Here is a 26,163-nt window from a genome sequence, read left to right as displayed (position 1 = left end):
CAAAAGTGTTGGCAACACAGTAAAATTGTGCCTTTCTGTAACGACTTTATTTGCCATGCCGCATACCTTTACCCTGCCCAACGTCCGCCGTGAAATCGCCGCCCTGTGGACGCTGGCCTGGCCGGTGCTGGTCGGCCAGCTGGCCACGGTCGGCATGGGCGTGGCCGACGTCGCCATGACCGGCCATACCTCGGCCGACGAGCTGGCGGCCGTGTCGCTGGGGGCGTCGGTGTGGTCGATCATCCTGGTCACCGTCAGCGGCGTGATGATGGCGATTAACTCCATCGTCGCGCACGACGTCGGCGCCGGCGCGCTGGCCAGGGTGCCGCACGCGGTGCGCCAGTCGCTGTGGAAGGCGCTGGGCGTGGGCGTGGTGGCGATGCTGCTGGCCAACCTGGCGACCCTGGTGTTCGACCACCTGGGGCTGGCGCCGCATGTGCACGACCAGGCCGCGCTGTTCGTGCACATCATCAGCATCGGCCTGCCGCCGTTCGCCGCCTACCGCGCGCTGTACGGCTACAGCACCAGCATCAACCAGACCAAGCCGGTGATGGTGATCGCCATCGCCGGCCTGCTGTTCAATGTGTTCGTCAACTGGCTGCTGGTGTTCGGCAACTGGGGCCTGCCGGCGCTGGGCGGCGTCGGCTGCGCCGTCTCGACCGGGCTGTGCATGTGGCTGATGCTGGCGGCCATGCTGTGGTGGGTGTGCCGCCAGCCGGTGTACCGCCCGACCTTCCCGTTCACCCACTGGGAGTGGCCGCACTGGCCCGAGATCGGCGCCATGCTGCGCCTCGGCCTGCCGATCGGGGTCACGTATTTCGCCGAGGTCAGCGCCTTCGGCGCCGTCAGCCTGCTGGTGGCGCGCTACGGCGTGGTGGAGATTTCCGCGCACCAGATCGCACTCAACTTCAGCTCGCTGACCTTCATGGTGCCGCTCAGCTTTGGCATCGCCCTGATCACCCGCGTCGGCCAGGCCATGGGCGAGGGCCAGCCGGTGCGCGCGCGCTTTGTCGCCTGGGTCGGGGTCGGCATGGCGCTGGGCGTCGGCCTGCTGTCGGCGCTGCTGATGGTGGCGCTGCGCCAGCAGATCGCCGCCGCCTACACCTCCGACCTGGCGGTGCAGGCGCTGTGCGCCTACCTGCTGCTGTTTGCCGCGCTGTTCCAGCTGTCGGACGCCACCCAGGTGGCGACCTCGAGCGCCATCCGCGGCTACAAGGTCACGCGCCAGCCGATGCAGATCCAGCTGCTGGCGTTCTGGGGCTTCGCGCTGCCGCTCGGTTGCTGGCTGGGGCTGGGCCACGACATGGCGGCGGCCGGTTTCTGGATCGGCCTGACCATCGGCCTGACGGTGGCGGCGGTGCTGCTGAGCTGGGCGCTGCACAAGCTGTCGCTGGAGAAGATCGGCTAGCGCCGAAGGAAAAACGGTTTTCGGCCACGGATTCCCAATCTTGCCGTCTCGCCACGGCGGTGTGCGTCTGGTATCGTCTCGGCTTCTGCCTATTCGAGAGACTCCATGCGCTTCATCCTTTGCTTCCTCGCCCTGCTGTCGGGCGCCGCCTCGGCGGAAAAACTGACCCTGGACCGCATCCACAGCGACCCGTCGCTGTCCGGCCCCGGCGTGCGCAGCCTGAAAGTGTCGCCCGACGGCGCCCGCGTCACCTTCCTGCGCGGCCGCGACGACAACCAGTTCCAGCTCGACCTGTGGGAATACAACCTGAAGGACAAGACCACCCACCGCCTGGTCGATTCCAAGGTGCTGGTGCCGGAGGAAAACCTGTCGGACGCCGAGAAGGCGCGCCGCGAGCGCGCCCGCACCGCCAGCCTGAAGGGCATCCTGAGCTATAGCTGGTCGCCGGACGGCAAGCGCCTGCTGGTGCCGATCGCCGGCAACCTGTACCTGATCGAGGCGAGCAAGCCGGACCAGGCGCGCATGGTCGCCAGCGGCAATGTGCTCGATCCGAAGATTTCGCCGCAGGGCCGCTATGTGTCCTACGTGCGCGACCAGAACCTGTTCGTCATCGACCTCAGCACCGGCAAAGAGAAGCAGCTGACCAGCGACGGCAAGGGCACCATCCACAATGGCGAAGCCGAGTTCGTGGCGCAGGAGGAAATGTCGCAGACCACCGGCTATTACTGGGCGCCGGACGATTCCGCCATCGCCTACAAGCGCTACGACGAAGCGCCGGTGCCGGTGGTGCGCCGCTTTGAAATCTTCGCCGACCGCACCGAGGTGGTCGAGCAGCGCTACCCGGCCGCCGGCGATCCGAACGTGCTGGTCGAACTGAAGATCGTCTCGCCGGTCAGCGGCGCGATCCGCGACGTCAACCTCGGCGCCGAGAAGGATATCTACCTGGTGCGCGCCGACTGGAGCGCCAACAGCAAGGCGCTGCTGTTCCAGCGCCAGAGCCGCGACCAGAAGAAGCTGGAACTGGTCTCGGTCGACGCCGCCACGCTGGCGCAAAAAGTGCTGATCACCGAAACCTCGCCAACCTGGGTCAGCATCTTTGACGACCTGCGCTTCCTGTCGGACAACAAGAGCTTCATCTGGTCGTCCGAACGCAGCGGCCGCAAGCACCTGTACCTGTACGGCCTGGACGGCAAGCTGAAACATGCGATCAGCCAGGGCGAATGGGGCATCGACCGCCTGCTGGCCGTCGATGAGAAGAACGGCCGCGTGTTCGTGCAGTCGAACCGCGACGCCGTGATCGACAGCCAGACCTATGCGCTCAAGCTCGACGGCAGCACGGCCGACCAGCCGACCCGCGTGACGCAGGGCGACGGCTGGCACGATTCGGCCTTCGCCCGCAACGGCGAAGTGTTCGTCGACACCTATTCGAACCCGGACACGCCGCCGCAAGTGAGCATCCGCAAGCCGGACGGCGCGATGATCCAGTGGCTGGAAAAAAACGAGCTGAACGCCAGTCACCCTTACGGCAAATACCTCGACGCCCACCTGAAGACCGAGTACGGCACGCTCAAGGCCAAGGACGGCCAGACGCTGTACTACTCGATCATCAAGCCGTCCGGCTTCGACGCGTCGAAAAAATACCCGGTCTACCTGTCGACCTACGGCGGCCCGCACTCGCAGCACGTGTCGCGCAAATGGGGCAATTTCTTCGACCAGTACATGGCGCAGCAGGGCTTTGTCGTCTGGCGGCTGGATAACCGCGGCTCCTTCCGCCGCGAGCGCGCCTTTACCGACGCCAATTACCGTCAGCTGGGCCGCGTCGAAGTGGAAGACCAGCTGACCGGCATCGAGTGGCTGGGCCAGCAGAGCTTTGTCGACGCCAAGCGCATCGGCGTGTTCGGCTGGAGCTACGGCGGCTTCATGTCGCTGCGCCTGCTGGCGGAAGCGTCGGACAAGATCGCCATGGGCGTGTCGGTGGCGCCGGTGACCGACTGGTCGCTGTACGACACCCACTACACCGAGCAGTTCATGGGTACGCCGAAGGAGAACAAGGCCGGCTATGAATATAGCGGCGTGTATTCGCATCTGGATGGCCTGAAGTCGCCGCTGCTGCTGATCCACGGCATGGCCGACGACAACGTGCTGTTTACCAACACCACGCGCATGATCGACGCGCTGGTCAAGCGCCAGGTGCGTTTCGACCTGATGACCTATCCGGGCGCCAAGCATGGCATCTCCGGCCAGGTCGCCCAGCGTCACGTCTGGGGCAATATCGAGGCCTTCTTCAAGAAGAACCTGAAGCCCGAGTGATTCACCAACGGTCATTCCCGCGCAGGCGGGAATCCATGGAGCGCTGGTTTGCCAACACCCTATGGATTCCCGCCTGCGCGGGAACGACGTAGTTAGCGCAATTAGTTGCGGTTGCCTTTGACCACATCCTCGACGGCTTCTTTCGCGTCGCCGTAGCCTTTCTGGATTTTGCCTTCAGCCTGCTTGTTCAGGCCTTTGGCCTGCTGCTCCGAGCTGCCTACCAGCTTGCCAGCCTCTTCCTGGATTTTGCCGCCGACTTCTTTGGCCTTGCCTTTGACTTGGTCCTTGTTCATGATGAACTCCTTATTAGCTAAAGGACACACAGCCCAGTGCTGTGTGCATGGACTCCACTATAGGCTGTTCATGCTCGCGCTTCCGTGCGCTCACGTACACAACGCCAAACACTGGCCAGCCATGGCTGTTGTTCGCGCGGCAGGCCTGTTGGGCGGTAGTAATGCTCGACTGCTTCGAATCCCGCTGCGGTCACGTAACGCTCCCAGGCGGGGTAGTCGTGGTAGCTGCCGTAGCGCGCGCCGGTCCAGCCTTCGCGGTTGTCGCCGCGCGGATTGGAGCTGAACAGCACGCCGCCGGTCTTCAACGCGGCATGCAGGTCGCGCAGCACTTGCGGCAGCGCCGCGCGCGGCACGTGGAACAGCGAGGCATTGGCGTAGATGCCGTCGAAATGCCGCGCCGGCAAATCCAGTCCGACGAAATCCTGCTGCCACACCTCGCAGCCGCTGTAGGCGCGCGCCATCTCGACGAAACGCGCCGAGCCGTCGACGCCGACCGGCTCGTGCCCGAGCGCTTTGAACGCCTTCAAATCGCGGCCCGGCCCGCAGCCCAGGTCCAGCAGCCGATACGGCGCTGTCGACTGGATCGCCTGCAACAAGGCGGCGATGTTCTGGCTCACATCGTGATCGATGGTGCCGGCGAAGAACTGCTCAGCCGTCGCCTCGTAGTGGCGCAGCGTCGCCTGCGTGATGTCTTGTATCTTATCCATAAATTGCCATGAGAATACCTACCCTGCTCCTATTGCCTGATTGAGTGCGACATCCAAACGAGCACGGATGCCGCACGCATTGATTTTATACCCCCGGCTGTATATGCCGAGCTACTTTCTCATCTGCACAAAACAGCCAGCACGCTGTCGCCGACCGAAGCGGAGACCTGCGCACTCAAGCTGTGGATGGCGCAAAGCGCTGCCGTGCGCTCGCTGCTGCGCGGCTACCAATGGAAGCAGCTGTTCGGTGACCGAGATCACCGGCGACGGCCGCAATGCCTGGCGTGACCTGTGGGTGCTGCTGCCCGACGAACGTCACTGGAGTAACGCCGCGCAGCTGCGCGCGCACATCGCCAGGCGCCTCGACAAGCAGCCGCTGTCGCCGGCCGAAGCGGTCGCGAAGGCGGCCAAGGCCATGAACACCACCTTGAACGCCGCCATGCTGCTGATCCAGCACGTTGACCACCAACCGACTACCATCACCGAGCGGCGTTTTCCGAAACAGCGCCGCGCCCATGACCTGCTCGACGACGATCACTGAAAAGCGACGAATGCGGCCCAAATCTCTTCTGGTAATCGAAGAATCCCTATATAGTTAGCCTATAGCAACGCGACTATCACCAAGGAGATTAAATATGAAACTTGATGCCCTGTTCCAGAATCCGACTGCGTTGCCTACCGCGCCCAAGGTCGTGGAAGAGCTGATCAGCAGCTTCGACAAGGCCAGCGTCTCGACCGAAGAGATTGCAAAAAAACTGTCGACGGATCCGGTGCTGAGCGCCAAGCTGCTGCGCCTGGCCAATTCGGCCTACTACCACGTCTCGCGCAGCATCGGCACCGTCGAAGACGCCGTGCTGATGCTCGGTTTCGTTACCGTGCGCACGCTGGTCATCAGCTCCGGCCTGGTGAGCGGCTTCAAGACCGTGCCCGGCCTCGACCTCAAGCAGTTCTGGAAATACAGCCTGCACACCGCCGTGGCGGCCAAATGGATCGCCAAGAAAACCAAGGAAAACACCGACCTCGCCTTCACCATCGGCATGATGCACGCCATCGGCCAGCTGGTGATCCACTCGGCCGCGCCGGAACACGCGATGGCGCTGGACAAGGTGGCCGGCCCGATGGACCCGCGCCGCCTCGACGCTGAACAGCAATCGCTGGGCTTCACCTTCGCCGACGTCGGCGCCGAGCTGGCCAAGCGCTGGAAATTCCCGGCCGCCTTCTCGGAAACCATCTCGGCCTTCCCGGACCCCCACCATAATGGCGAACTGAACCGCCTGGCCGCCGTGGTGGCGCTGGCCGCATGGCGCGCCCGCGTGGCCCAGGCCGGCCTGAACGACGAGGAAATCGCCGCCTGCTACCCGGTCGACCTGGCCGAGGAGCTGGGCCTGGAAGACAACGCGCTGGTCGACGACATGCCGCCGCCGGACGAACTGAGCGCCGGCCTGGAAGAGTTGGTCAAATAAGTTATTCTTCCATCATCAAAATCCGCCTGTTTAGCTGCAGGCGGATTTTTTTTCGATTTTTTTCAGATTTTTTTCAAAAAAACCCTAAAGTTCCCCCGCGAGGCGACGTTAATCAAGACATGCGGTACTCCGCTTAACTTTTGCCAGGTGGGTATATGACCTCTTCCGACGTTCTCTCGATGTACGAAAACATTGCCGGTTTGACCAATCAAATGGCCGCCGCTGCACGCATCGGAGACCTGGACCGCCTGGGCAAGCTGGAAGGCCAATGCGCCACCGAGGCGCGCGCCGCCGGCGCCGGCGTGCCGGCCCTGAGCGGCGGCCAGCGTCTGCGCAAGATCGACCTGCTGAAACAAATCCTCGCCAACGACCGCGAAATCCGCGACATCACCGAGCCGTGGATGAACGCCGTCCCCGGCCTCACCCGCCAGTAATCCCCCTCCGTCATTCCCGCGCAGGCGGGAATCCATAGAGCGCCCACCGGACGCCCGGCACGAATTCCCGCCCGCGCGGGAACCACGTGCTTATCCCGCCAACGCCACCCGCAGCGACAGCGCAATCCCCTGGGCCGCCTGATTGATCTCCTCCAGCGACGGGAAGCTCGGCGCGATGCGGATATGCCTATCCTTCGGATCAAGCCCATACGGGAAAGCCGCGCCGGCCGGCGTCAGCGTAATGCCGGCCTCCTTGGCCAGCGCCACAGTGCGCTTGGCCGCACCGTCCGGCGTCACCAGATCGATGAAATAGCCGCCTTGCGGACGAGTCCACGACACGCCCGGCACATCCCCCAGCAGCGCCTGGAACTGCTCCAGCACTGCATCAAACTTCGGCTTCAGCAGCTGGCGATGTTTTTCCATCAACGCCTCCACCGTCGGCAGGTCCTTCAGGAACGCCACATGGCGCAACTGGTTGATCTTGTCCGGGCCGATGCTGCGGAAGCCGGCATGCTTGGTCCACCAGGCGATATTGGCCGGCGACGCCGCCAGCGCAGCCACGCCCGAACCGGCCCAGCTGATCTTCGACGACGAGGCAAACACAATCGCGCGGTCCGGGTTGCCAGCCTCGGCGCAAGCGTCCAGGATGCTGGCCACCGCGAGCTTCTGCTCGCCCAGATGGTGGAAGCGGTAAGCGTCGTCCCACAGCAGGCGGAAGTCCGGCGCGGCGGTTTTCATCGCGGCCAGGCGCTGCACCACCTGGTCGGAGAACACCACGCCGCCCGGATTGCTGTACTTCGGCACCACCCACATGCCCTTGATGCTGGCGTCCTCGGCCACCAGCTTCTCGACCACATCCATGTCGGGGCCGTCGTCGTTCATCGGCACATTAATCATCTTGATGCCGCGCGCCTCGCAGATGGCGAAATGGCGGTCATAGCCCGGCACCGGGCACAGGAAGGTGACCGGGTTCTGCACCCATGGCGCGTGACCCGGCACGCCATTCAGCAGCGCGTAGACGATCACATCGTGCATCAGCGACAGGCTGGCGCTGCTGTCGACCACCACCTGCGCGGCAGGCACCGCGAGCAGCTCGGCAAACAGTGCACGCGCTTCCGGCAGGCCGACGCTGCCGCCGTAGTTGCGGGCGTCGGTGCCGTCGGCGGCCTTGTAGCTGGCCAGCGCGTCGGCCAAGGCGTTGGACAGGTCGAGCTGCGCTGGCGCCGGCTTGCCGCGCGACATATCGAGCTTGAGGCCGAGTTGTTTGAAGGCTTGGTATTGGGCTTGGTAATCTGCTGCTGCGCTCATGTGGGAAGTCTTTCAATGGTGGGAAATTAGCGCCAAACACTATACCCCAGAAAGAGAGCCATCAGACAGAGCTTACAGCTATATGCTTATGCACATATCGCATGAGCGCATGCGCAAAACGCATTACTGCGCCACCGGCTCGGCCATGGCGGTCGCAGCGGCGGCAGGCGCCGATGCCGGCGCGGCGGGCGCGCCAGCCGGTTCGGCGGCGGTCGGTGCGGCGTCGGGCGCCTTCTTCTTGCGGAAGCCTTGCCAGATCTTCAGCGGCCCCTTGCCGGATTTTTTCTTGCGCCACCAGAAGAAGCCCGCGCCCAGCAGCGCCAGCAAGCCGACGCCGCCGGCGACCAGCGGCAGCGTGTAATCGGTCTGCGGCTCGGGCGGCTTCTCCTTCTTGTACTTCAGCTTGGGCAACACGCGAACCTGCTTGGTCGCCACCGGCGCCGCCGCCGCCGCGTCCGCTGCACCGGCCTCGCCCGATGCCGCCGATGCAGCCGACGCGACCGACGCAGCCGATGCGGGCGATGCGCCAGATGCTGACGCCGCGCCAGCGCCCGCAACGCTGTCAGCATTCGCAACCGCGCTATGCGCCCCGTCAGTCTTGCCGCCCTTGTCCGCGGCGCCCGCCCCCGGCTGCGCCGAGGCGCCCTCGCCGGCCGTGGCCTTGGCCGCATGCGCCTCCGGCGCCGCTTGTGTCGACAAGCTGGCCGTCGCCGACATTGCGCCGGACGGCCCTACGTTGCTCGAAGCGGCTATGTTGCTCGACGTCGCTCCGGAAGCGGCTGCCGCGCCGGGCGCCACACCGGCCTTTGCAGCCGGCGATGCAGCCGTGGCTGGCGAATCGCTGGCGGGCGTCGCTTTCGACGCGGCTGCCAGGGCGGCCGGCGCCGCGCCGCCCAGCGCGCCTTGCAACGCGCGCATCTTGCCCTCCAGCTCAACCAGTTTGCTGGACAATTCAGCGTTATGCGCATCGAGCGCCTGGCACTCCTTGGCGCTCATGCCGGTCGGCGCGCACGCCCGTGGCGCCGGCCGCTTGACGCCTTTGGGCAGCGGCAGCGGCGCCAACGGCAGCAAGGCTTGCGCCACGCCTTCCGGCACTGGCGCCGCGTCCGCACTTGTCGGCGCGCGGGTCGGCTTGCCGTCGGCGGTCACCCACACGCCGGCGATACGGCGCGCGGCCGCAGCAGCCTTCACCTCGCCGGGCGTACCGGTTTCCGCCTCATGCATCGACGGCAACGGCGCTGGTTTGCTGCGGTCGCGCACCGGCGCCGCAGCAGCCTGCCTGGCCGCCTCGTCCGACGCCGCCTTCGCCGCAGCCTCCTTCACCGGCGCTGCCGCATCGCGCGCCGCCTCCCTCACCGCCCCCTCCTTCGACGGCGCTACCGCATCGCGCGCCGCGACCTCCTTCGACACGCCCTCCTTCGTCGGCGCCGCCGCATCACGCGCCGCCTCCTTCGCCACGCCCTCTTTCGCCGCAGACGCCTTGCTCGCGGCCTCTTTCAGCGCCGCATCCCTGGCAGCGGTTTCGCGGGTGGCCCTGGCCTGCGCGGCGATCTGCTCCGCCTGGGCCGGGGTCAGCGTGCTGGCCGGCGGCACGGCAGGTTGCGGCGGCGGTGCCGGATTCGGATCAGGCTGCAGCCACACGGTTGCCAGCCGCACATCCTGCCGTCCCGGCGCCCCCAGCCGCAAATACAAATGCACATAATCGGCCTCGACCGGCCGGGTAGTCGTCACATGCAGCACCGGCTTCTGGCCGCGCCGCTCCACCTGCACGCGTACCGTCGCCAAGGCCGGATTCATCGCCACATTGGCGCCGCGATACACATTGGCGTCGGCCAGCCGCACCTGCAGATTGGCCAGCTCGTCCGGCGTCAGCGCCAGTAGGTCGATATCGGCCGCCAGCGGCTGGCCGATATACGAACGCGGCGCGACATCGCCCAGCTCGGCCGCCTGAACGGCGCCCAGCCATGAACAAATTAGCAAGGTCAGGAGCTTGTGCTGCATCATCATTCCAAAAAGTGTAACAGCTATAACGGCGCGATTTCGCGTTTTTGTAGCCCTCGGTTAATTTTTCCAAACTGCGCTACACTCATTCACCTTCCCTTCCCTACCTAGGATTCACATGAGCACCCGTAGCGAAAAAGACAGTTTCGGCCCGATCGACGTGCCCGACGCGCAACTGTGGGGCGCGCAAACCCAGCGCTCGCTGGAACACTTCCGCATCTCCAGCGAAAAAATGCCGGTCGAATTGATCCACGCGCTGGCCAGCGTCAAGCGCGCCGCCGCCCGCGTCAACCTCGACCTCGGCCTGCTGGACGGCGCCAAGGCCAGCGCCATCACCCAGGCCGCCGACGAAGTGCTGGCCAACCGCCACCCAGGCGAATTCCCGCTGGCCGTCTGGCAGACCGGCTCTGGCACCCAGTCGAATATGAATATGAACGAAGTGCTGGCCAACCGCGGCTCCGAGCTGATGGGCGGCGTGCGCGGCGAGGCGCGCAAGCTGCACCCCAACGACGACGTCAACAAGGGCCAGTCGTCCAACGACATCTTCCCCACCGCCATCCACGTCGCCGCCGCCCAGGCGCTGGCCAACAACGTGCTGCCGGCGCTGCGCCAGCTGCGGGCCAGCCTGCAAAGCAAGGTCGACGCCTTCGCCGACATCGTCAAGATCGGCCGCACCCACCTGCAGGACGCCACGCCGCTGACGCTGGGCCAGGAATTTTCCGGCTACGTCGCCCACCTCGACTTCGCCGAGCGCGCCATCAGCGCCGCCCTGCCCGGCGTGCTGCAACTGGCGGCCGGCGGCACCGCCGTCGGCACCGGCCTCAACGCGCACCCGGAATACGCCGGCCGCATCGCCGCCGAACTGGCACAGGCGCTGGGGCTGCCGTTCGAGAGCGCCGACAACAAATTTGCCGCGCTGGCCGGCCACGACGCCCTGCTCAGCGCCCACGGCGCGCTCAAAACGCTGGCCGCCGCGCTGATGAAAATCGCCAACGACGTGCGCTGGATGGCCTCCGGCCCGCGCTCGGGCCTGGGCGAAATCACCATCCCCGAAAACGAGCCGGGCAGCTCGATCATGCCGGGCAAGGTCAACCCGACCCAATGCGAGGCGCTGACCATGCTGGCCTGCCAGGTGTTCGGCAACGACGTCGCCATCACCATGGGCGGCGCCTCCGGCAACTTCGAACTGAACGTCTACAAGCCGCTGATCGCCCACAACTTCCTGCAAAGCGCACGCCTGCTGGCCGACGGCATGCGTAGCTTCGACGAGCACTGCGTGCACGGCATCGAACCGAACCGCGCCCGCATCGCCGAGCTGATGGAGCGCTCGCTGATGCTGGTGACGGCGCTGGCGCCGCACATCGGCTACGACAAGGCCGCCGCCATCGCCAAAAAGGCGCAGCACGAAGGCAGCACGCTGCAGGAGGCGGCGCTGGCGCTGGGCTACGTCACGGCCGAGCAGTTCGCCCAATGGATCGTGCCGCTGGACATGACCCGGCCGGGCGCCAAGGGCTAAAAACCGTAGGAATAGCGCACCCCGGTCAGCAGGTCCGGCCGCGCGTTGGCGTCGTGGCCGGGGTTGACGCGCCACATCACCGCCCCGGTCAGGCGGCCGCGGCCGCCGTCACGGCCGAAGGCGCGCGTGTAGCTGAACTCCAGGTCGCGCTCAACGGCGGTCGGCCGCAGGTTCAAGCGCGGCGCGCCCAGCGCCATGCCATACGTCCCGGCGCTGCCGCCGGCCGCCATGCCAGCCGTGCCGCCCGCCCCGGCCATGCTGGCCGCGCCACCGGCGCTACCCACGCCAGCGGCCGCGCCGCTGTAGTCGAGCGCGCCGCCGCGCACCCGCGCCGGCATCGACCACGTCACCGCCAGCCGGTCGCGGTCGTCCAGCCGCCGCGCATAGCCGATGCTATAAGCCAGCGTGCGCACCGCCGACACCTGCGCCAGCAAGCTATCGGGGCTGCCGATGCCCTCGGTCTTGCCATACGAGGCCATCGCCACCAGCGCATTGCGCGGCGACAGCGCATAACCCAGCGACAGCGAGGTAAAGCGCGTGGTCGGCCGCGTATTGAGCAGCATCGACATGCTCTGCATGCCGGGCGCGCCGCCAGCCTCGCGCAACAGGCCGACGCTGACGATGCCGGTTCCGCGTCCCATCTTCTGCTCAAACTCGGCGCCGCTCAAATAGCGCTGGCGGCGCGGCTCCGGCGCCGGCCGCAGCGGATCGGGCAGCGGCGTCATGCCGACCCGCCAGCGCGGCGTGACGGCGCCGCCCAGCGCCTCGGCCAGCGCCGCCTGGCGGTCGGCCGCCGCGAACAGCAAGGCGGCATCGGCGCGCGTATCGAACGGAGAAACCGGCGCCAACGGATCGGCGGCGGCGTGGACGGCGGCAAGGCAGCCCAGCACGGCTGCGGCAAAGGCAAGCTTATTCATGATGCAACTCGCTCGAAGGTCGTTGCGCCCTGCTTAAAACTTCAGCAGTCAAAATCAGAATAGCAACTTCTTTTCTACCTAGCAATGACAAGCAATAAGGTAAACTGCGCGCCTGTCGGAATGCCGCTACACTAGCTCATGGGCGCGGCAACGCCGGCTTCACATCACGGCAGCAGAGGATAAAATGCAGAAAGTAAGTTTCGAATTGAACGGGGAATTTGTCGAGCTCAACCAGTTGTTAAAACTGGTCGGCCTGTGCGACAGCGGCGGCGCCGGCAAGCAGATCGTTGCCAGCGGCGACGTCAAGGTCGACGGCAAGCAGGAACTGCGCAAGACCGCCAAGATCCGCGCCGGCCAGCGGGTCAGCCTCGGTGACGTGCAAATAACTGTGGTCAGCGCGTAATTTATTTTTCCCGAAAGAAATAATCAGTTAAGATGGGCAGACGCGCCGGCGTTTGATCTGGCGCAAATCCGGCGCCGCCGGCCCCGCTATAGTGGGCTGACGGATGCTTGTCTTTTCAACCAGTAGCTCACCGGGGGGATGTCATGGACGCGCAGGAACCCAGCATGCCCAGCCAGGAAAGCCTGCTGGACGACTTACGCCAGGTCATCGAAAACGCCGAAGAACTGCTGAAGAACACCGGCGACTACCACGGCGCGCTGTATCAGGCGGCGCGCGACAAGCTGGCCCAGGCGCTGCACAACGCCACCGCCGAACTGGCGCGCTTCGAAGACGTGCAGATCGACCGCATGATCGAGCTGACCGCCATCGCCAGCCGGCTGCACCGCGACCTTACCGGCGAGGCCAAGCTGCTACGCGCCTTCAAGCGCGACGTCTGACGCCACCAGCACGCCCAGCGCCAGCCACTGTTGCAGGCTGGCCGTCACATCAAAATCGTCCTGCAGCGCGAACGCCGCATCGAGCGCGGCGCCGAAGCTTTGCCCTTGCGCCAGCGCCGTCAGCGCCGCGTGGGCGGCCGCGCCTAGCGGCGCCAATAGCGGGGTCCACTGCGGCCGCGCCACCAGCGCGTGGCTGGCTTGCCGCATGTCTTGCGGAAACGCCACGCCGCTGCCGGGCTGGTGCGCCAGCCACAGCGGCGCCACCGCATGAGCCGACGACAGCAGCTGCGCAGCCGGATGGAGCCGGAACGTGGCGGCCTCAACTTCGCCGGGCGACAGCGCCGCCAGCCAGCCGGCATCGACCGCCGGCGTCGCCGGCGCATAATGGGCGCGGTGCAGCGCCCATTCCAGCGCCGCCATGTCGGCCAGGTAAGGCAGCTCGGCGGCAGGCGCGAAGTCGCGCAGGAAAGCGGCGAAACTGGCCCCGAATTGATTCAGATCAGGATTATCGGGCGGCAGCGCGCGCCCGTAGGCACGCGCCAGGCCGCCGAAAAACTCTTCGCCGACCAGCGCCAGCACGACTGGAAACGCAGCCGCCAGCGTCTTGCGCCACGTCTCGGTCTGATTGCCGCGATACAAGGCGAGTCGCTGCTCGGCGTGCGCCGGCTTGCACTGCGCCAGCAACGGCGCGCCCAGTGCGGCATCGAACAGCGCGCCGGCAAACAAGCGCTGCCCCGCCGCCAGGCCATCGCCATCGCCATCGCCGGGCGCAGCAGCCACGTGCGGCGCTGCTGCCGCGGTATCCGTGCGAGGGGCCGGGCAACGCGGGGCCGGCGCGGCGCTCACGGCCGGCGCGCGGGCGTGCAGGGTTTCGGCTTTGGCGGCCTCGGCCAGCAGTACGTCCAGCGGCGGTATGGCGCTATCCCATTCAATCAGGGTCGGCGCCGCGCCGAAGCGCTGCAAGGCGGCCTCATACAGGCGCCAGACCGGCTCCGCCACGCGGTCGCCGTGATGATCGATCACCGCCTGCGGCGTCACCAGATGCCCGGCCAGATGCAGTTCGCCCACCATGCCGGGCGCGATCGCCGCCATGGCCGCCAGCGCATCCTCGCCATGGTTGCACTGGTTCACGTACAAATTATTGATATCGAGCAGCAGCCCACAGCCGGTGCGCGCCGCCAGCGCGGCCAGAAACTCCGCCTCGCTCATCGCATCCGCATGGAAGCGCACATAGCTCGACACATTCTCCAGCAACAAGCGCTGCCCGAGCGCATCCTGCACCCGCGCCACGCGCGCCGCCATCAGGTCGAGCGCCGCCCGGTCCAGCACCAGCGGCAGCAAATCGTGCAACTGCCGCCCGGCCACCGCCCCCCAGCACAAATGCTCGGACACCAGCGCCGGCTGCACCCGCGCCACCAGCGCGCGTACGCGCTGCAAATGCGAGTCGGAAAACCCTTGCGCCGAGCCCAGCCCCAACCCCACGCCGTGCAGGCTGACCGGATAATCGGCGCGCAAACGCTCCAGCACATGCCAGTCCCAGCCGCCGGCATCAAGATAATTCTCGCTATGAACCTCCAGCCAGCCGACGCGCGGCCGCTGGTCGAGAAATGCGCGGTAATGCGGCGCCCTCAGGCCAACGCCCACGCCGAGGCCAAGGCCGCCCATCACCGCAGTCACGGCTTACTTGGCGGGCGGCGTGGTCTTGCCGCCGGTCTTCTCGCAAGTGCCCTTGGCAACATACTTCCATTCGTCGGCCGCGTTATCGGTCTTGGCCTGGCCGGCGCAGGAATGGGCGGCGGTGGCGCAATCGTTCTGGCCCGTCTTGGCCACGCCGTAGCACTTTTCCTTGTCGTCGGCGGCGGCAGCGACGCCGGCTTGCGTCGCGCATACGGTCGCCAGCGCGGCGGCGATCAGGGCATGACGTTTATTCATGGTGAGGTCTCCAAAAAGTTGAAAGCACCCGCAGCGTACCAGCAATCTTGCCGGTACGCACCTGTCGTCTGAGTGGTGGGGAAAATGCGCGAACGCGCCACGCGCCGGGCGGCGCGCGAGAAGGTCGCGGCGGCGGCCGCGAGGGCCCGGTCAGGCCTTGGTGTTGATATTGTTGCCCAGATGCGGCGGCAGGTTCGGCACCGGCGGGATCGACTCGATCAGCGCACTGGCGCTGGACGCCGCGATATCCTGCGCCTTCTTCAACACAGCGATGCCAACGGCCTGCTTGGTGCCGGTATCGGCAATCGAAGTCGCGGTTTGGGCAATGCTCGTCACGTCCATGGTGTACCTCCAATAAGGGCTATCACCGATGTTTGACGGCCTGCGCCGGGCCAACTTTAGCCCGGCGCTGAAGTTTTTTTCAGATGCGTGAGCAACCAGGCAAGAACTTGCTGCGGCTGATTAATATCAAGCCAGGCCACGCTGGCGCGCAGGCCCTCCGGGCGCGGATGGTCGGCCGCCACCGCCACCACCCGCTGGTCGTGCGGATACAGCGGATCGCGGCCGGCCTCGACGCGGTACACTTCCAGCTTATCGATCGGATAGGTCTTGAATCCCTCCAGCAGCGTCAGGTCGGCTGGCGCCATGCGCGCCAGCTGCTCGTCAAGCGTCGGCTCGGGCGCGCCGCGCAGCTCGTGGATGATGGCGTAGCGGAACGGCGACCCGACCATCACCTCGGCGGCGCCGGCCGCGCGCAGCCGGGCGCTGTCCTTGTGCGGCGGCTCGAACTGCAAATCGTGGTGACTGTGCTTGATGACATTGACCTTCAGGCCCTGCGCGGCCAACTGCGCCAGCAAATGTTCCAGCAGCGTGGTTTTGCCGCTGCCGGACGTGCCGATCACGCCCAGCACCTGGCGCGGACTGTCTTGTTGCATCGCCTGCCCCTTACAACTTATTGATGGCAGGCATTATACGCCCCGCTCAGTCCTCCAGCTTGATGGCGGCGGCGCGGCGGCGGCCGGCGGCGGCCAGCACGATCAGGCCGAGGCACACCAGCAGCAGGCTCCATGTGTCCAGCTCGCCGGACGGGGCCAGCTCGGCAGCATGCACGCGCGGCATATAGGAAGCGGCGGCGATCAGGAACGGCAGATACTTCATCTGTTTCATGATATTTTTCCTTGCTGAGTTCACAATGATAGAAAAATATCATGACTTTGTGACAGGCGAGTTACCGTTCAATACGGAACGCGGTAGCGGTAGCCTTTGAAATTGAAGACGGCCTCTTTCGGGTGCAGCTTTTCCAGCAGCAGGCCGGGGGCGACCTCCTCGCCTTCGCGGCGCAACACCTTATCGACCAGCAACAGGCGGTCGGCGGCGTTCTTCGAGTAGATATAGCCGCCCACGGTGACCGGCGGGATGGCGCGCTGGATCGGCTCCGGCAGTTCGCGCAGATTGACCACCGGCTCCTCGGCCGCGACGGCTGGTTTGGCGGCGGCGGCGGCGGCGGCGGCGGGTGCCGGTGCGCTGGACAGTGGCATAGCTTGTGCCGTGGTCGCAGCCGGCGCCGCAGCCGTCGCACGCGCCAGATTGGCCACCGACGGCGGCAGGTCCGCCACCGGCGCCGGCAGCGGAATCGGCGCTGCGGGCGCGGCGGCCAGTGTTGCGGCAGTTGTCGCGGACGCCGGCGAGGCGGCTGGCGCGGTGGCCGCTGGCGTCGCCGCATCCGGCGCGGATGGGCTGAACGGCCGCCACACCAGCACCAGCAGCACGCCGATCACTGCCGCCATGCCCAGCACAGCTGCCAGCATCGGCAGGCTGAAGCGCGCCGCCGGCCGTTGCTCGGCCGACTGCAAGCCCGGCGCGTGGATGGTGGGCGCGTTGCCCAGTTGACGTTCTGCCTGCGCCTTCTTCAAGGCTTCCAAAATATAAGACATAGCTTTAAATGAATCCGATATCGCGTTATCTTACACGTCAGCGACAACGCGACGGAGACAACCCATGAAATACACCGGCAGCTGCCATTGCGGCCAAATCCGATTCGAGGCGGAGGGCGACATCGACGGCGCCCTCGCCTGCAACTGCTCGATGTGCCAGCGCAAGGGATCGTTGCTGTGGTTCATCCCGCGCAGCGCCATGACGCTGCTCACGCCCGACAGCAACGCCAGCACCTACCTGTTCAACAAGCACCACATCCGCCACCGTTTCTGCCCCCACTGCGGCATCCACCCGTACGCCGAAGGCACGGCGCCCAACGGCGACGCCACCGCCGCCATCAACCTGCGCTGCCTGGACAACATCGAGCTCGACGCCATCCCGGTGCACCACTACGACGGCCGCGCCAGCTAATCAGCGCAGGCGCGGCTCCTGCACGCCGCCTAGCTGATACAGGCGGATGAAGGTCTTCGGCCCGGCCACGCCGTCGGCCTTCAGGTTTTGCGCGCCCTGGAACTCGACCAGCCGCTTGCGCAAGGCGGCGTCCAGCGGCTGGTTCTCGCGCGGCTTGGGCAGGTCGTAGAGCTGCGACAGGCGTTTGGCCAGCCAGTCCACATCCGCGCCCTGGTCGCCAACACGCACCTCGTCGCGCCACGCGCGCGGCGCGCGCCAGAACGTGGTGAACTCGCCGTCGTAGCGGCTTGCCAGCGCCGCCAGGCTGACGGTCTGCGGCTGGCCGCCGGCGGCCACGATGGTGGCGTGGTCGTCGGTCAGCGCGGTCAGCAGCACGTAATTGGGCGCGGCGGGATCGTCGTGCAGTTTCAGCATGGCGGGACGGTCGAGCAGGCGCAACTCCTCGATGCCCCCTTTCACCGGTAGGCAGCGCAGATTGGCGCGCGCGGCCGTCTGGCACGGCTCGCCATCGGTCAGTTTCAGCCCCCACAGGCCGGCCAGCTGGCGCAGCGCCGCCGCCGCATCGCCGCCCGGGCGCGGCAGCGCCGCCCCGCCGCCGCCGCCATTGCCGAGCGCTCCGCCGGAAACCGCCGTGCCGCCTGCAACACCGCCGCGCGCTGCGGCGGAAACCGCTGCGCCGCCTACAACATCGCCGAATGGCCCGCCGGGGAGTGCCGCGCCGGCGGCAATACCGCCGGGCGCTCCGCCCGGGGCCGCGCCTGGCGCCAGTCTGACCTGGCCGCCGTCCGCGGACGCATTAGCAGCCGTGCCGACAATGCCGGCCGGCGCCAGCGCGTCGGCCACCGGCCGCACGTCGCGCGACGCCAACTGCCATGCCAGCGCGCTGACCACCACGCCGCCCAGCACGCCCGCCGCCACCAGCGGCCAGCGCGCAGCAGCGCCCGCGTCCACGCCGCCAGCCCAGGCGCCACGCCCGGGCGCCGCCTGCTGCCCGGCAAACACCTCGCTGGCCGCACGCTTGATAATCTTGCGCGTCACCTGCGGCAAATTCTCCACATACGCCCCCAGCAACGCCCGGTCGCACAACAGATTGATGCGGCGCGGCACGCCCTTGGTCAAGCCATGCACCAGCCCCATCAGCTTGCGCGGAAACGGCGCGATGGCCGTCGCCCCGGCCACCGCCAGCCGGTGCTCGATATAGGTCGCCGTCTCCGCCTCCGACAGCGAGCCCAGGTGATAGCGCGCGATCACCCGCTGCGCCAGTTGCTCCAGCTCCGGCCGCGCCAGCATCGCGCGCAGCTCCGGCTGGCCGATCAGGATAATCTGCAACAGCTTGCGCTCGCTGGTTTCCAGATTGGTCAGCAGGCGCAACTGCTCCAGCACCTCGGCCGACAGATTCTGCGCCTCGTCGATAATCAGCACATTGTTGCGCCCCTGCGCATGGCTGGCCAGCAGATACGCATTGATCACATCGACATACGCCTTGACGCTGACCGCCCCGGCGCCGGCCGGCGCCAGCTCAATGCCGAACTCGTCGCAAATGGACAGCAGCAACTCCTCCACCGACAGCTTGGGATTGAAGATATACGCCAGCTTGCAGTTGTCGGGAATCTGCTCCATGAAGCAGCGGCACACGGTGGTCTTGCCGGCGCCGATCTCGCCGGTCAGCAGCACAAAGCCGCCGCCGGAACCGACGCCGTACAGCAGGTGCGCCAGCGCCTCGCGATGGCGCTCGCTCATGAACAGGTAGCGGGGATCAGGCGCGATGGAAAACGGCGATTGCTTCAGATGAAAAAATTGCGTGTACATGAAAGCCCAGAGAGTGCGCGGTCGCCTATTTTAGCCGTTGTGGCTGCTGGCGCACGGGCGGCGGCTGCACCGGCGGCAGCGGCTTGTACTTGGCGCAATAAATCTTCGCCTTGGTGTCGAAATACACGATGCGGCTGGCCGGCTTGGCCTCGCGCACCGGATAGGCCGAGGTATCGATCACGGTGTAATGGGTGCCGACCTGACGGATGATGGCCTTCTCCAGGTCCTCCGGCGTCGCCTCGGCCACCGCGCCGACAAAGATAAAGGTGCTGGTATCGTCGCTGACCATCACCTCGGAAATCTCGGTGCCCCACAGCGAGGCGCCGGCCGTGCGGAACCAGTACGCCCCGCCCTCGTGCTTATACCAGTTGCCGAAATGCTTGACGAAATAATTGTAGAAAAAGATATTGTCGGTATGGTCGCGGCACAGCAGACCATTGCCGACCACGGTGCCGAAATGCGTCGGCGCCGACTGCGCGGCGGCCGCGCCACAGGCGAGCGCCAGCACGACGCCGGTCCAGCATCGTCGCGCCCGCATCACGTCTTGGACAGCCACGCGCGGTTGGCGCTGATGCGCGCCTTGGCCGTCGGCGGCAATGCCTCATAGCAGCCCGGATACTGTTTCAAGGCATGCTCCTTGATTTCCTTCTGCAAGCCGTTAATCAAAAACACATACAGCACACCACCATCGCTGGTGCTCTTGGAACCCAAGTACTTGATCATGTGCCCTCCCGTTCAACCTGCGCGCGCCGATCGCTGCTGCAACTTGATGCATGCATTATGACACCACGGCCGCGGCGCGGCCACACAAACAACGACGGCGGCGCAACGGCGCGGCCCAAGCGCGGCTCAGCCCCGGTTTTTTGCAGTTGATCCCACGCTTTGGCGCGTCCGTCCGAAAGCCCGCGACGGCGGCGCGGCAATGCCATATCGTCCAGTTTTCGCCACTTCCCATACCGAGACCAACATGAAGCAGACGATCCTCCGCGCCGCGCTCGCTGGCAGCGTACTACTGACCGGCACCGCCGTCCACGCCGCCGACAGCGGCAGCGAGACGCGCACCGTGCCGGCGTTCAGCGCCATCAACCTGATGGGCCCGTTCACCGTCATCATCACGCCGGACGCCGGCAACACCATCGAACTGCGCGGCCCGCGCCAGCGGCTGGCCGAGATCGAAACCTCGGTAGCCAACGACACGCTGACGGTGCGCGCGCCGCGCCAGCAGCAACAAGGCTGGACCATCAACCTCGGCTGGGGCAAGCACAGCGCGCAGGAAATGACGCTGCGCATCAGCGCCGCCAACCTCAAAAGCCTGCGCAACGCCGGCAGCGGCGACGTCGAGCTGCAACGCTACCAGGGGCGGGCGCTGACGGTGGTGTCGGACGGCTCGGGCGACCTGCGCGCCAGCGGCAAGGTCGGCGAACTAAGCGTCACGGCCAACGGCAGCGGCGACCTCGACCTGCGCGGCCTGCAGGCGGGCGGCCTGAATGTGCAGATGCACGGCTCGGGCGACCTCGACGCCGGCAACGTCACGCAAGACCTGAACCTGGTGGTCAGCGGCTCGGGCGACCTCGACATCGGCGACCTGCGCGCCGGCCGCGTCAGCGCCTCGCTGCACGGCGCCGGCTCGGTGGCGCTGCGCGGCACGGCCAGGGAAGTGCGGGCCGAGGTGCGCGGCTCGGGCGACCTCGACGCCTGCGCGCTGAGCACCGACGCTGCCAGCGCCGTACTGCGCGGTTCGGGCGGCGCCTGCCTGGCTGGCCACATCAAAAAGCTCGACGCCGAAGTGCATGGTTCGGGCGACCTGACGGTGCGCGGGCTGGACGCGCAAAGCGTGCGCGCCCGCCTCAGCGGCCCCGGCAACATGACGCTGGCCGGCAACGCCGCCGTGCTAAGCGCGCAAGTCAGCGGCTCGGGCGACCTCGACGCGCGCGAGCTATGCACGCGCCAGACCGACGTCACGGTGCGCGGCAGCGGCAACGCCGTGGTAGCGCTGGCCGACCAGGCCGACAGCAAGCGTACCCATCTCGTCACCTACCACCGCTAAAACCGGGGTCAGGTCTGACATTCGCACACGGGCTCAACTGCTACGCAGTTGAGCCCGTGTGCGAATGTCAGACCTGACCCCGGACAAAAGTGGCATGCAAATGACACTTGGCAGCGGCAAGCTGGAAAATGCATTTTATTTAGCAGAAACAATGACTTGCGCGGCGATTCGATTTGATTAGGGATAGTCCACTTCAATATTTTTTAATACCAGTTAAATACCTGTTGACAAGCTGGTTGGCCAACCCTATAGTGCCCTTCATCGCGGGCCATCCCGGCCAGAGCTTTCTCCAGGTAAACATGATCGACTTTTTCATCGGCGTTGACGGCGGCGGCAGCGGCACCAGGGTGCGCCTGGCGCGCGCCGACGGCAGCGAAATCGCGCAAGGCGCCGGCGGCCCGTCCGCCTTGCTCCACGGTATCGCCAACGCCTGGGCCGCCGTCGACGCGGCAGCCGCCCAGGCCTTCCGCAACGCCGGCCTCGACTTCCCCGACAAAGCCGCCGTCGCCATCGGCCTCGGCCTGGCCGGCGTCCACAACCGACAATGGGCGGCCGAATTCGTCGCCGCCAATCCCGGCTACGCCCGCGTGGCGCTGGAAAGCGATGGCCACACCACCGTGCTCGGCGCCCACGGCGGCCAGCCCGGCGCCATCATCGCGCTGGGCACCGGCAGCGTCGGCGAAATCAAGCTGGCCGACGGCCGCCACGTCGAAGTCGGCGGCTGGGGCTTCCCTTCCGGCGACGAGGCCGGCGGCGCCTGGATGGGCCTGCGCGCCATCAACCACGTGCAGCAAGCGCTCGACGGCCGCGTGCCGGCCGGCGCCTTCGCCGCCGACATCGCCCGCGCTTGCGGCGAGGCGGGCGACCGCGACGCCGTGCAGCGCTGGCTCGGCCACGCCAACCAGACCGCCTTCGCGCAGCTGGCGCGCATCGTCCTGCGCCACGGCGACAGCGACGACACGGCACGCGCCATCCTGCTCGAAGCGGGCCGCCAGGTGCTGCTGATGGCCGATGCGCTCGACGCCGGCGGCACCCTGCCGATCGCCCTGTGCGGCGGCCTGGCCGCGCCGCTGCGCCCTTACCTGCCGGCGTCGCTGCTGCCGCGCCTCGCCAGCCCGCGCGGCGACTCGGCCGCCGGCGCCCTGCGCCTGATCCAACAACACACGAATTCGTAGCGGAGTCGCGCAGATGAGCGATGCAATCCAAGGTAATATCCTGACCCCTTCCGGCTGGGTCCACGGTGAACTCACTTTCAACGACCGCATCACCGCCATCAGCGGCGCCAGCGCCGATCCCGCGCTCAACGCAGCGCGGTATATCCTGCCTGGCTTTATCGATTTGCACGTGCACGGCGGCGGCGGCCGCGACGTGATGGAAGGCGGCGACGCCGTCCACACCATCGCCGCCGTCCACGCGCGCCACGGCACCACCAGCATGCTGGCCACCACCATGACCGCGCCGCCGGAAGACATCGATCTGGCGCTGCAAGGCATCGGCAAGGCCGCCGCCGCGCGCGGCAAGGGCGAGGCGCGGGTGCTGGGCGCCCACCTCGAAGGGCCGTTCATCAACTCCGGCAAGCTGGGGCGCAGCCGCCCTACGCCCGCTCGGCCACGCTGGCCGATGTCGAGAAGCTGGAACAACTGGCGCCGCTGCGCGTCATCACCGTGGCGCCGGAAATCGCCGGCCACCAGGCGCTGGTCAAGGAACTGGCCGACGCCGGCATGCGCGTGCAGATCGGCCATACGCTGGGCAGCTACGAGGATGGCGTGGCCGCGCTCAGGCAAGGCGCACGCAGCTTCACCCACCTGTTCAACGCCATGCCCGGCCTGCACCATCGCGAACCCGGCATGGTCGGCGCCGCGCTGGCCCACGCCAGCTACGCCGAGCTGATACCGGACCTGCTGCACGTGCACCCGGGCGCCATCCGCACCGCGCTGCGCTGCATCCCCAACCTCTACTGCGTCACCGACTCCACCTCCGCCACCGGCATGCCGGACGGCGAGTACATGCTGGGCCGGCACAAGGTCATGAAATGCATGGGCGGCGTGCGCCTGCCCGACGGCACGCTGGCCGGCAGCACCCTCACCATGGATCAGGCGCTGCGCAACCTGGTCGGACTCGGCCTCGATCTGGCCGATGCCTCGGCGCGCGTCTCCACTTATGCGGCCGACTATCTCGGCCTCTCCGAGCGGGGCCGCCTGGCCCCCGGCGCGTTCGCCGACTTCGTGGTGCTCGACCGTGACCTGAACCTCAAAGCCGTCTATATCGAAGGAGAACCGCTGTGACCTCAATGATGTTGAAAGAAGCCCTGTCCGCCGCCGACTGCGTCGCCCTGCAACTGGCCAACGACGGCGAGCAGTACGCGGAACTGGGCCGCAAGTTGAGGAGCACGCCGTTCTCCACCGCGCTGACCATCGCGCGCGGCAGCTCGGACCACGCCTGCGCCTACGCCGCCTACCTGATCATGGCGCGCCTGGGACGGGTGGTGGCGTCGCTGCCGATGTCGCTGGTGACGCTGAACAAATCGCCGCTGATCACGCGCGACACGCTGGCCATTTCGATCTCGCAGTCCGGCCAAAGCCCGGACGTGGTGGAGCCGATCAGATACTTCCGCGATGGCGGCGCCACCGCCATCGCGCTGGTCAACGACATCGACTCGCCGCTGGCCAAGGCCGCCGAATACGCGATGCCGCTGCGCGCCGGCAAGGAGCAAAGCGTGGCCGCCACCAAGAGCTTCATCACCAGCCTGGTGGCCAGCGCGCGCCTGGTGGCCGCGTGGCAGAACGACCCGGAACTGCTGGCCGGGCTGGAAGCGCTGCCGGAATCGCTGCGCGCCGCCACCACCGAGGACTGGTCGAAGGCCGTCGAGGTGCTTACGCCGGCGCGCAACATCATGGTGGTCGGGCGCGGCATCAGCTTCCCGGTCGCACTGGAAGCCTCGCTGAAATTCAAGGAAACCTCGGCGCTGCAGGCGGAAGCCTTCAGCGGCGCGGAAATCAAGCACGGCCCGATGGCGCTGATCGACGAGGGCTACCCGCTGGTGATCTTCGCCACGCGCGGCCCGACGCAAGCGAGCCTGCTGGCGCTGGCGAACGAGATGCGCGGCCGTGGCGCGCGTGTGCTGCTGGCCGCGCCGGCCGACGTGGCGGAACGCGACCTGACCTTGCCGGTTGCCGCCACGCCGGATCTCGATCCGATCGTCGCCATCCAGGCCTTCTACAAGATGGCGGCCGAACTGTCCGCCGCGCGCGGCATGGACCCGGACCAGCCGCGCCACCTGAGCAAAGTCACCAAGACCAACTGATATGCAAAACAAGCTGAGAAAAATCGCCGGGCAGCTGATCATGATCCGCTTTCCGGGCACGGTGCTGGACGCGGCCACCGCGCAGTTCCTGAAGGAGAACGGCATCCGCGCGGTCTGCCTTTTCCGCGGCAATATGACCGACTCCGATCAACTGGCCAGGCTGACCGCCGACCTGCGCGCCGTCATGGGCGAGGAAGCGCTGATCGCCATCGACCAGGAGGGCGGCGCCGTGGTGCGTTCGACCTGGGTGCCGGCGCCGCCAGCGGCCATGGGCCTGGGCGCGGCCGACGACACCGACCTGGCCTGGCGCACCGGCGCCGCCGTCGCGCGCGCGGTCAAGTCGCTGGGCTTCAACTGGAACTTCGCGCCGGTGCTGGACCTGAACAACAACCCGCACAATCCGGTCATCGCCGAGCGCTCCTTCGGCGCCGAGCCGCGGCGCGCCGCCGAACTGGCGATGGCGTGGATGGCCGGCAGCCACGCGCAAGGCGTGGCCTGCTGCGTCAAGCACTTCCCCGGCCACGGCGACACCAATGTCGACTCGCACCGCGACCTGCCGACCGTGGACAAGCCGGTCGAAGAACTGAACCGGCTGGAACTGGCGCCGTTCCGCATCGCTTCCGCTGCCGCGCCGGCCATGATGACCGCGCACATCGTCTACCCGACGCTGGACGCCGACAACCCGGCCACCATGTCGCGCCGCATCCTCAACGACCTGCTGCGCGACGAGTGGCAATACAAGGGCATCATCATCACCGACGGCATGGACATGCACGCCATCGCCGGACGCTATGGCGTCGGCAACGCCGCCGTGCGCGCGCTGACCGCCGGCGCCGACATGGTGATGGCGCTCGGCACCACCGAAACGCAGAACGAAACGCTGGACGCCATCGCCGCCGCCATCGCTTCGGGCGAACTGTCGCAGGCTGACATCGACACGCGCCTGGCGCGCCTGGCGTCGCTGGCGCGCGCCTATCCATGCCAGCCGCGCGCCTACGATGAGGACGCGACCGACCGCGAGATCATGGCCGAGGGCTGGCGCCGCGCGCTCACCGCCTACAGCGCTGGCGGCAGCGCGCCCCAGCGCCCAGCGGCCGGCGCCAAGGTGCGGCTGGTGGCGCGCCAGGACGTGGTCAGCGACGGCGTTTCGGAAGCCGGCGTGCCGGCCGCCGTGGTGGCCGAGTCGCTGCGCAAGCTGTATGACGTCGATCTGGTGACCTTTGCCGACGCCGGCACCTCTGACTGGAACACGCTGCCGCAGGACGGCCGCTACACCATGCTGGCATCCACTTCGCGTTTGCGCTATGGCGAGCACGCGCGGGCCACCTGGCGTCCGGACCTGCATCTGGCGCTGTGGAATCCGTATCAGGCGCTGGACATCCAGGCGCCGGCGCTGCTGACCTACGGCTTCGCCAGGCCGGCGCTGGACGCCGTCAACGCCTGGCTGTCGGGCGAACTGCAAGCCACCGGCAACGCACCGGTCCCCGGCTTCGAACAATAACCGTCGCTCCCGCGCAGGCGGGAGCCC

The 26,163-nt window shown here is 67.0% G+C and carries 27 protein-coding genes and 1 pseudogene; 14 read left to right on the top strand and 14 right to left on the bottom strand.

What is annotated here, in order from left to right:
• Positions 1 to 55 precede the first annotated feature (55 nt).
• Together ACRQ5J_RS08385 and ACRQ5J_RS08380 are read left to right on the top strand one after the other, a co-directional pair.
• The gene (locus ACRQ5J_RS08385) at positions 56 to 1,408 is read left to right on the top strand and encodes an MATE family efflux transporter (protein ID WP_432382538.1); all 1,353 of its coding nucleotides are present in this window, start codon (positions 56 to 58) and stop codon (positions 1,406 to 1,408) included.
• Between the two features lie 105 nt (positions 1,409 to 1,513).
• A complete protein-coding gene (locus tag ACRQ5J_RS08380; RefSeq protein WP_432382537.1) occupies positions 1,514 to 3,718 on the top strand; it encodes an alpha/beta fold hydrolase in 2,205 nt (734 codons plus the stop codon).
• Positions 3,719 to 3,819: 101 nt separating this feature from the next.
• Here ACRQ5J_RS08380 and ACRQ5J_RS08375 read toward each other — a convergent pair whose 3' ends face one another.
• Positions 3,820 to 4,011 (bottom strand): CsbD family protein, encoded by a 192-nt coding sequence (locus ACRQ5J_RS08375; protein WP_432382535.1) that lies wholly within the window; start codon positions 4,009 to 4,011, stop codon positions 3,820 to 3,822.
• A gap of 68 nt (positions 4,012 to 4,079) precedes the next feature.
• Complete coding sequence (locus ACRQ5J_RS08370; RefSeq protein ID WP_432382533.1) at positions 4,080 to 4,718, bottom strand: class I SAM-dependent DNA methyltransferase; 639 nt, start codon at positions 4,716 to 4,718, stop codon at positions 4,080 to 4,082.
• Positions 4,719 to 4,965: 247 nt separating this feature from the next.
• On the opposite strand from ACRQ5J_RS08370, the gene ACRQ5J_RS08365 reads away from it, so the two are divergent.
• The 3 genes from ACRQ5J_RS08365 to ACRQ5J_RS08355 all read left to right on the top strand — a co-directional run bounded on the left by ACRQ5J_RS08365 (position 4,966) and on the right by ACRQ5J_RS08355 (position 6,615).
• Positions 4,966 to 5,259: a hypothetical protein gene (locus ACRQ5J_RS08365; RefSeq protein ID WP_432382531.1), complete on the top strand. Its 294-nt coding sequence runs from the start codon at positions 4,966 to 4,968 to the stop codon at positions 5,257 to 5,259.
• A 94-nt stretch (positions 5,260 to 5,353) separates the two neighbouring features.
• Positions 5,354 to 6,181 (top strand): HDOD domain-containing protein, encoded by an 828-nt coding sequence (locus ACRQ5J_RS08360; protein ID WP_432382530.1) that lies wholly within the window; start codon positions 5,354 to 5,356, stop codon positions 6,179 to 6,181.
• A gap of 155 nt (positions 6,182 to 6,336) precedes the next feature.
• Positions 6,337 to 6,615, top strand: a complete 279-nt coding sequence (locus ACRQ5J_RS08355; protein ID WP_432382528.1) for a flagellar protein FliT — start codon at positions 6,337 to 6,339, stop codon at positions 6,613 to 6,615.
• Positions 6,616 to 6,705: 90 nt separating this feature from the next.
• On the opposite strand, the gene ACRQ5J_RS08350 is transcribed toward ACRQ5J_RS08355, so the two are convergent.
• Positions 6,706 to 7,923 carry an aminotransferase class I/II-fold pyridoxal phosphate-dependent enzyme gene (locus ACRQ5J_RS08350; RefSeq protein ID WP_432382527.1) on the bottom strand — a complete coding sequence of 406 codons (1,218 nt, stop codon included), beginning with the start codon at positions 7,921 to 7,923 and terminating at the stop codon, positions 6,706 to 6,708.
• A gap of 123 nt (positions 7,924 to 8,046) precedes the next feature.
• Positions 8,047 to 9,924, bottom strand: coding sequence for a type IV pilus assembly protein FimV (locus ACRQ5J_RS08345; RefSeq protein WP_432382526.1), 1,878 nt, complete (start codon positions 9,922 to 9,924; stop codon positions 8,047 to 8,049).
• Positions 9,925 to 10,042: 118 nt separating this feature from the next.
• Here ACRQ5J_RS08345 and fumC point away from each other — a divergent pair, with 118 nt between their 5' ends.
• Positions 10,043 to 11,440: a class II fumarate hydratase gene (gene fumC / locus ACRQ5J_RS08340; RefSeq protein ID WP_432382524.1), complete on the top strand. Its 1,398-nt coding sequence runs from the start codon at positions 10,043 to 10,045 to the stop codon at positions 11,438 to 11,440.
• Here fumC and ACRQ5J_RS08335 read toward each other — a convergent pair.
• Positions 11,437 to 12,357, bottom strand: coding sequence for a hypothetical protein (locus ACRQ5J_RS08335; RefSeq protein WP_432382522.1), 921 nt, complete (start codon positions 12,355 to 12,357; stop codon positions 11,437 to 11,439). The genes fumC and ACRQ5J_RS08335 overlap by 4 nt on opposite strands.
• Before the next feature lie 184 nt (positions 12,358 to 12,541).
• Between ACRQ5J_RS08335 and ACRQ5J_RS08330 the strand changes: the two genes are divergently transcribed.
• Both ACRQ5J_RS08330 and ACRQ5J_RS08325 read left to right on the top strand, forming a co-directional pair.
• Positions 12,542 to 12,760 (top strand): RNA-binding S4 domain-containing protein, encoded by a 219-nt coding sequence (locus tag ACRQ5J_RS08330; RefSeq protein WP_432382521.1) that lies wholly within the window; start codon positions 12,542 to 12,544, stop codon positions 12,758 to 12,760.
• 164 nt (positions 12,761 to 12,924) lie between these two features.
• Entirely contained in the window at positions 12,925 to 13,197 is a 273-nt protein-coding gene (locus ACRQ5J_RS08325) for a DUF883 family protein (protein ID WP_432382519.1), read from the top strand.
• On the opposite strand, the gene bufB is transcribed toward ACRQ5J_RS08325, so the two are convergent.
• The 6 genes from bufB to ACRQ5J_RS08295 all read right to left on the bottom strand — a co-directional run bounded on the left by bufB (position 13,171) and on the right by ACRQ5J_RS08295 (position 17,063).
• Positions 13,171 to 14,874 (bottom strand): MNIO family bufferin maturase, encoded by a 1,704-nt coding sequence (bufB, locus tag ACRQ5J_RS08320; RefSeq protein WP_432382517.1) that lies wholly within the window; start codon positions 14,872 to 14,874, stop codon positions 13,171 to 13,173. The two genes, ACRQ5J_RS08325 and bufB, sit on opposite strands and share 27 nt — an antisense overlap.
• Before the next feature lie 3 nt (positions 14,875 to 14,877).
• Positions 14,878 to 15,129 (bottom strand): BufA1 family periplasmic bufferin-type metallophore, encoded by a 252-nt coding sequence (locus tag ACRQ5J_RS08315; protein WP_432382516.1) that lies wholly within the window; start codon positions 15,127 to 15,129, stop codon positions 14,878 to 14,880.
• A gap of 150 nt (positions 15,130 to 15,279) precedes the next feature.
• Positions 15,280 to 15,471, bottom strand: a complete 192-nt coding sequence (locus tag ACRQ5J_RS08310) for a YjfB family protein (protein ID WP_432382513.1) — start codon at positions 15,469 to 15,471, stop codon at positions 15,280 to 15,282.
• Between the two features lie 56 nt (positions 15,472 to 15,527).
• A complete protein-coding gene (mobB, locus tag ACRQ5J_RS08305; protein ID WP_432382511.1) occupies positions 15,528 to 16,064 on the bottom strand; it encodes a molybdopterin-guanine dinucleotide biosynthesis protein B in 537 nt (178 codons plus the stop codon).
• 46 nt (positions 16,065 to 16,110) lie between these two features.
• Positions 16,111 to 16,296 carry a hypothetical protein gene (locus ACRQ5J_RS08300; protein ID WP_432382510.1) on the bottom strand — a complete coding sequence of 62 codons (186 nt, stop codon included), beginning with the start codon at positions 16,294 to 16,296 and terminating at the stop codon, positions 16,111 to 16,113.
• Between the two features lie 68 nt (positions 16,297 to 16,364).
• Positions 16,365 to 17,063 carry a general secretion pathway protein GspB gene (locus ACRQ5J_RS08295; RefSeq protein WP_432382508.1) on the bottom strand — a complete coding sequence of 233 codons (699 nt, stop codon included), beginning with the start codon at positions 17,061 to 17,063 and terminating at the stop codon, positions 16,365 to 16,367.
• Between the two features lie 64 nt (positions 17,064 to 17,127).
• On the opposite strand from ACRQ5J_RS08295, the gene ACRQ5J_RS08290 reads away from it, so the two are divergent.
• A complete protein-coding gene (locus ACRQ5J_RS08290; protein WP_432382506.1) occupies positions 17,128 to 17,475 on the top strand; it encodes a GFA family protein in 348 nt (115 codons plus the stop codon).
• Here the strand turns inward: ACRQ5J_RS08290 and ACRQ5J_RS08285 are convergent, their stop codons facing one another.
• The 3 genes from ACRQ5J_RS08285 to ACRQ5J_RS08275 are packed head-to-tail and all read right to left on the bottom strand — an operon-like array spanning position 17,476 to position 20,007.
• Complete coding sequence (locus tag ACRQ5J_RS08285) at positions 17,476 to 19,284, bottom strand: AAA family ATPase (protein ID WP_432382504.1); 1,809 nt, start codon at positions 19,282 to 19,284, stop codon at positions 17,476 to 17,478.
• Between the two features lie 25 nt (positions 19,285 to 19,309).
• Positions 19,310 to 19,840: a hypothetical protein gene (locus ACRQ5J_RS08280; RefSeq protein WP_432382502.1), complete on the bottom strand. Its 531-nt coding sequence runs from the start codon at positions 19,838 to 19,840 to the stop codon at positions 19,310 to 19,312.
• Positions 19,822 to 20,007, bottom strand: a complete 186-nt coding sequence (locus ACRQ5J_RS08275; protein WP_218303964.1) for a hypothetical protein — start codon at positions 20,005 to 20,007, stop codon at positions 19,822 to 19,824. Before ACRQ5J_RS08275 ends, ACRQ5J_RS08280 begins: the two co-directional genes overlap by 19 nt.
• A 244-nt stretch (positions 20,008 to 20,251) precedes the next feature.
• Between ACRQ5J_RS08275 and ACRQ5J_RS08270 the strand changes: the two genes are divergently transcribed.
• The 5 genes and pseudogenes from ACRQ5J_RS08270 to nagZ all read left to right on the top strand — a co-directional run bounded on the left by ACRQ5J_RS08270 (position 20,252) and on the right by nagZ (position 26,136).
• Positions 20,252 to 21,331 (top strand): GIN domain-containing protein, encoded by a 1,080-nt coding sequence (locus ACRQ5J_RS08270; protein WP_432382501.1) that lies wholly within the window; start codon positions 20,252 to 20,254, stop codon positions 21,329 to 21,331.
• Positions 21,332 to 21,630: 299 nt separating this feature from the next.
• Positions 21,631 to 22,506, top strand: a complete 876-nt coding sequence (locus ACRQ5J_RS08265; protein WP_432382499.1) for a BadF/BadG/BcrA/BcrD ATPase family protein — start codon at positions 21,631 to 21,633, stop codon at positions 22,504 to 22,506.
• Between the two features lie 13 nt (positions 22,507 to 22,519).
• Positions 22,520 to 23,616: pseudogene (nagA, locus tag ACRQ5J_RS08260) on the top strand (N-acetylglucosamine-6-phosphate deacetylase).
• 5 nt (positions 23,617 to 23,621) lie between these two features.
• Complete coding sequence (locus ACRQ5J_RS08255) at positions 23,622 to 24,635, top strand: SIS domain-containing protein (RefSeq protein WP_432383611.1); 1,014 nt, start codon at positions 23,622 to 23,624, stop codon at positions 24,633 to 24,635.
• Position 24,636: 1 nt separating this feature from the next.
• The gene (gene nagZ / locus ACRQ5J_RS08250; RefSeq protein ID WP_432382497.1) at positions 24,637 to 26,136 is read left to right on the top strand and encodes a beta-N-acetylhexosaminidase; all 1,500 of its coding nucleotides are present in this window, start codon (positions 24,637 to 24,639) and stop codon (positions 26,134 to 26,136) included.
• Positions 26,137 to 26,163 lie beyond the last annotated feature (27 nt).

Source organism: Duganella sp. P38 (genome assembly GCF_050859475.1).
GTDB lineage: Bacteria > Pseudomonadota > Gammaproteobacteria > Burkholderiales > Burkholderiaceae_D > Rugamonas.
This window is presented reverse-complemented; position numbering and strand designations above follow the sequence as displayed.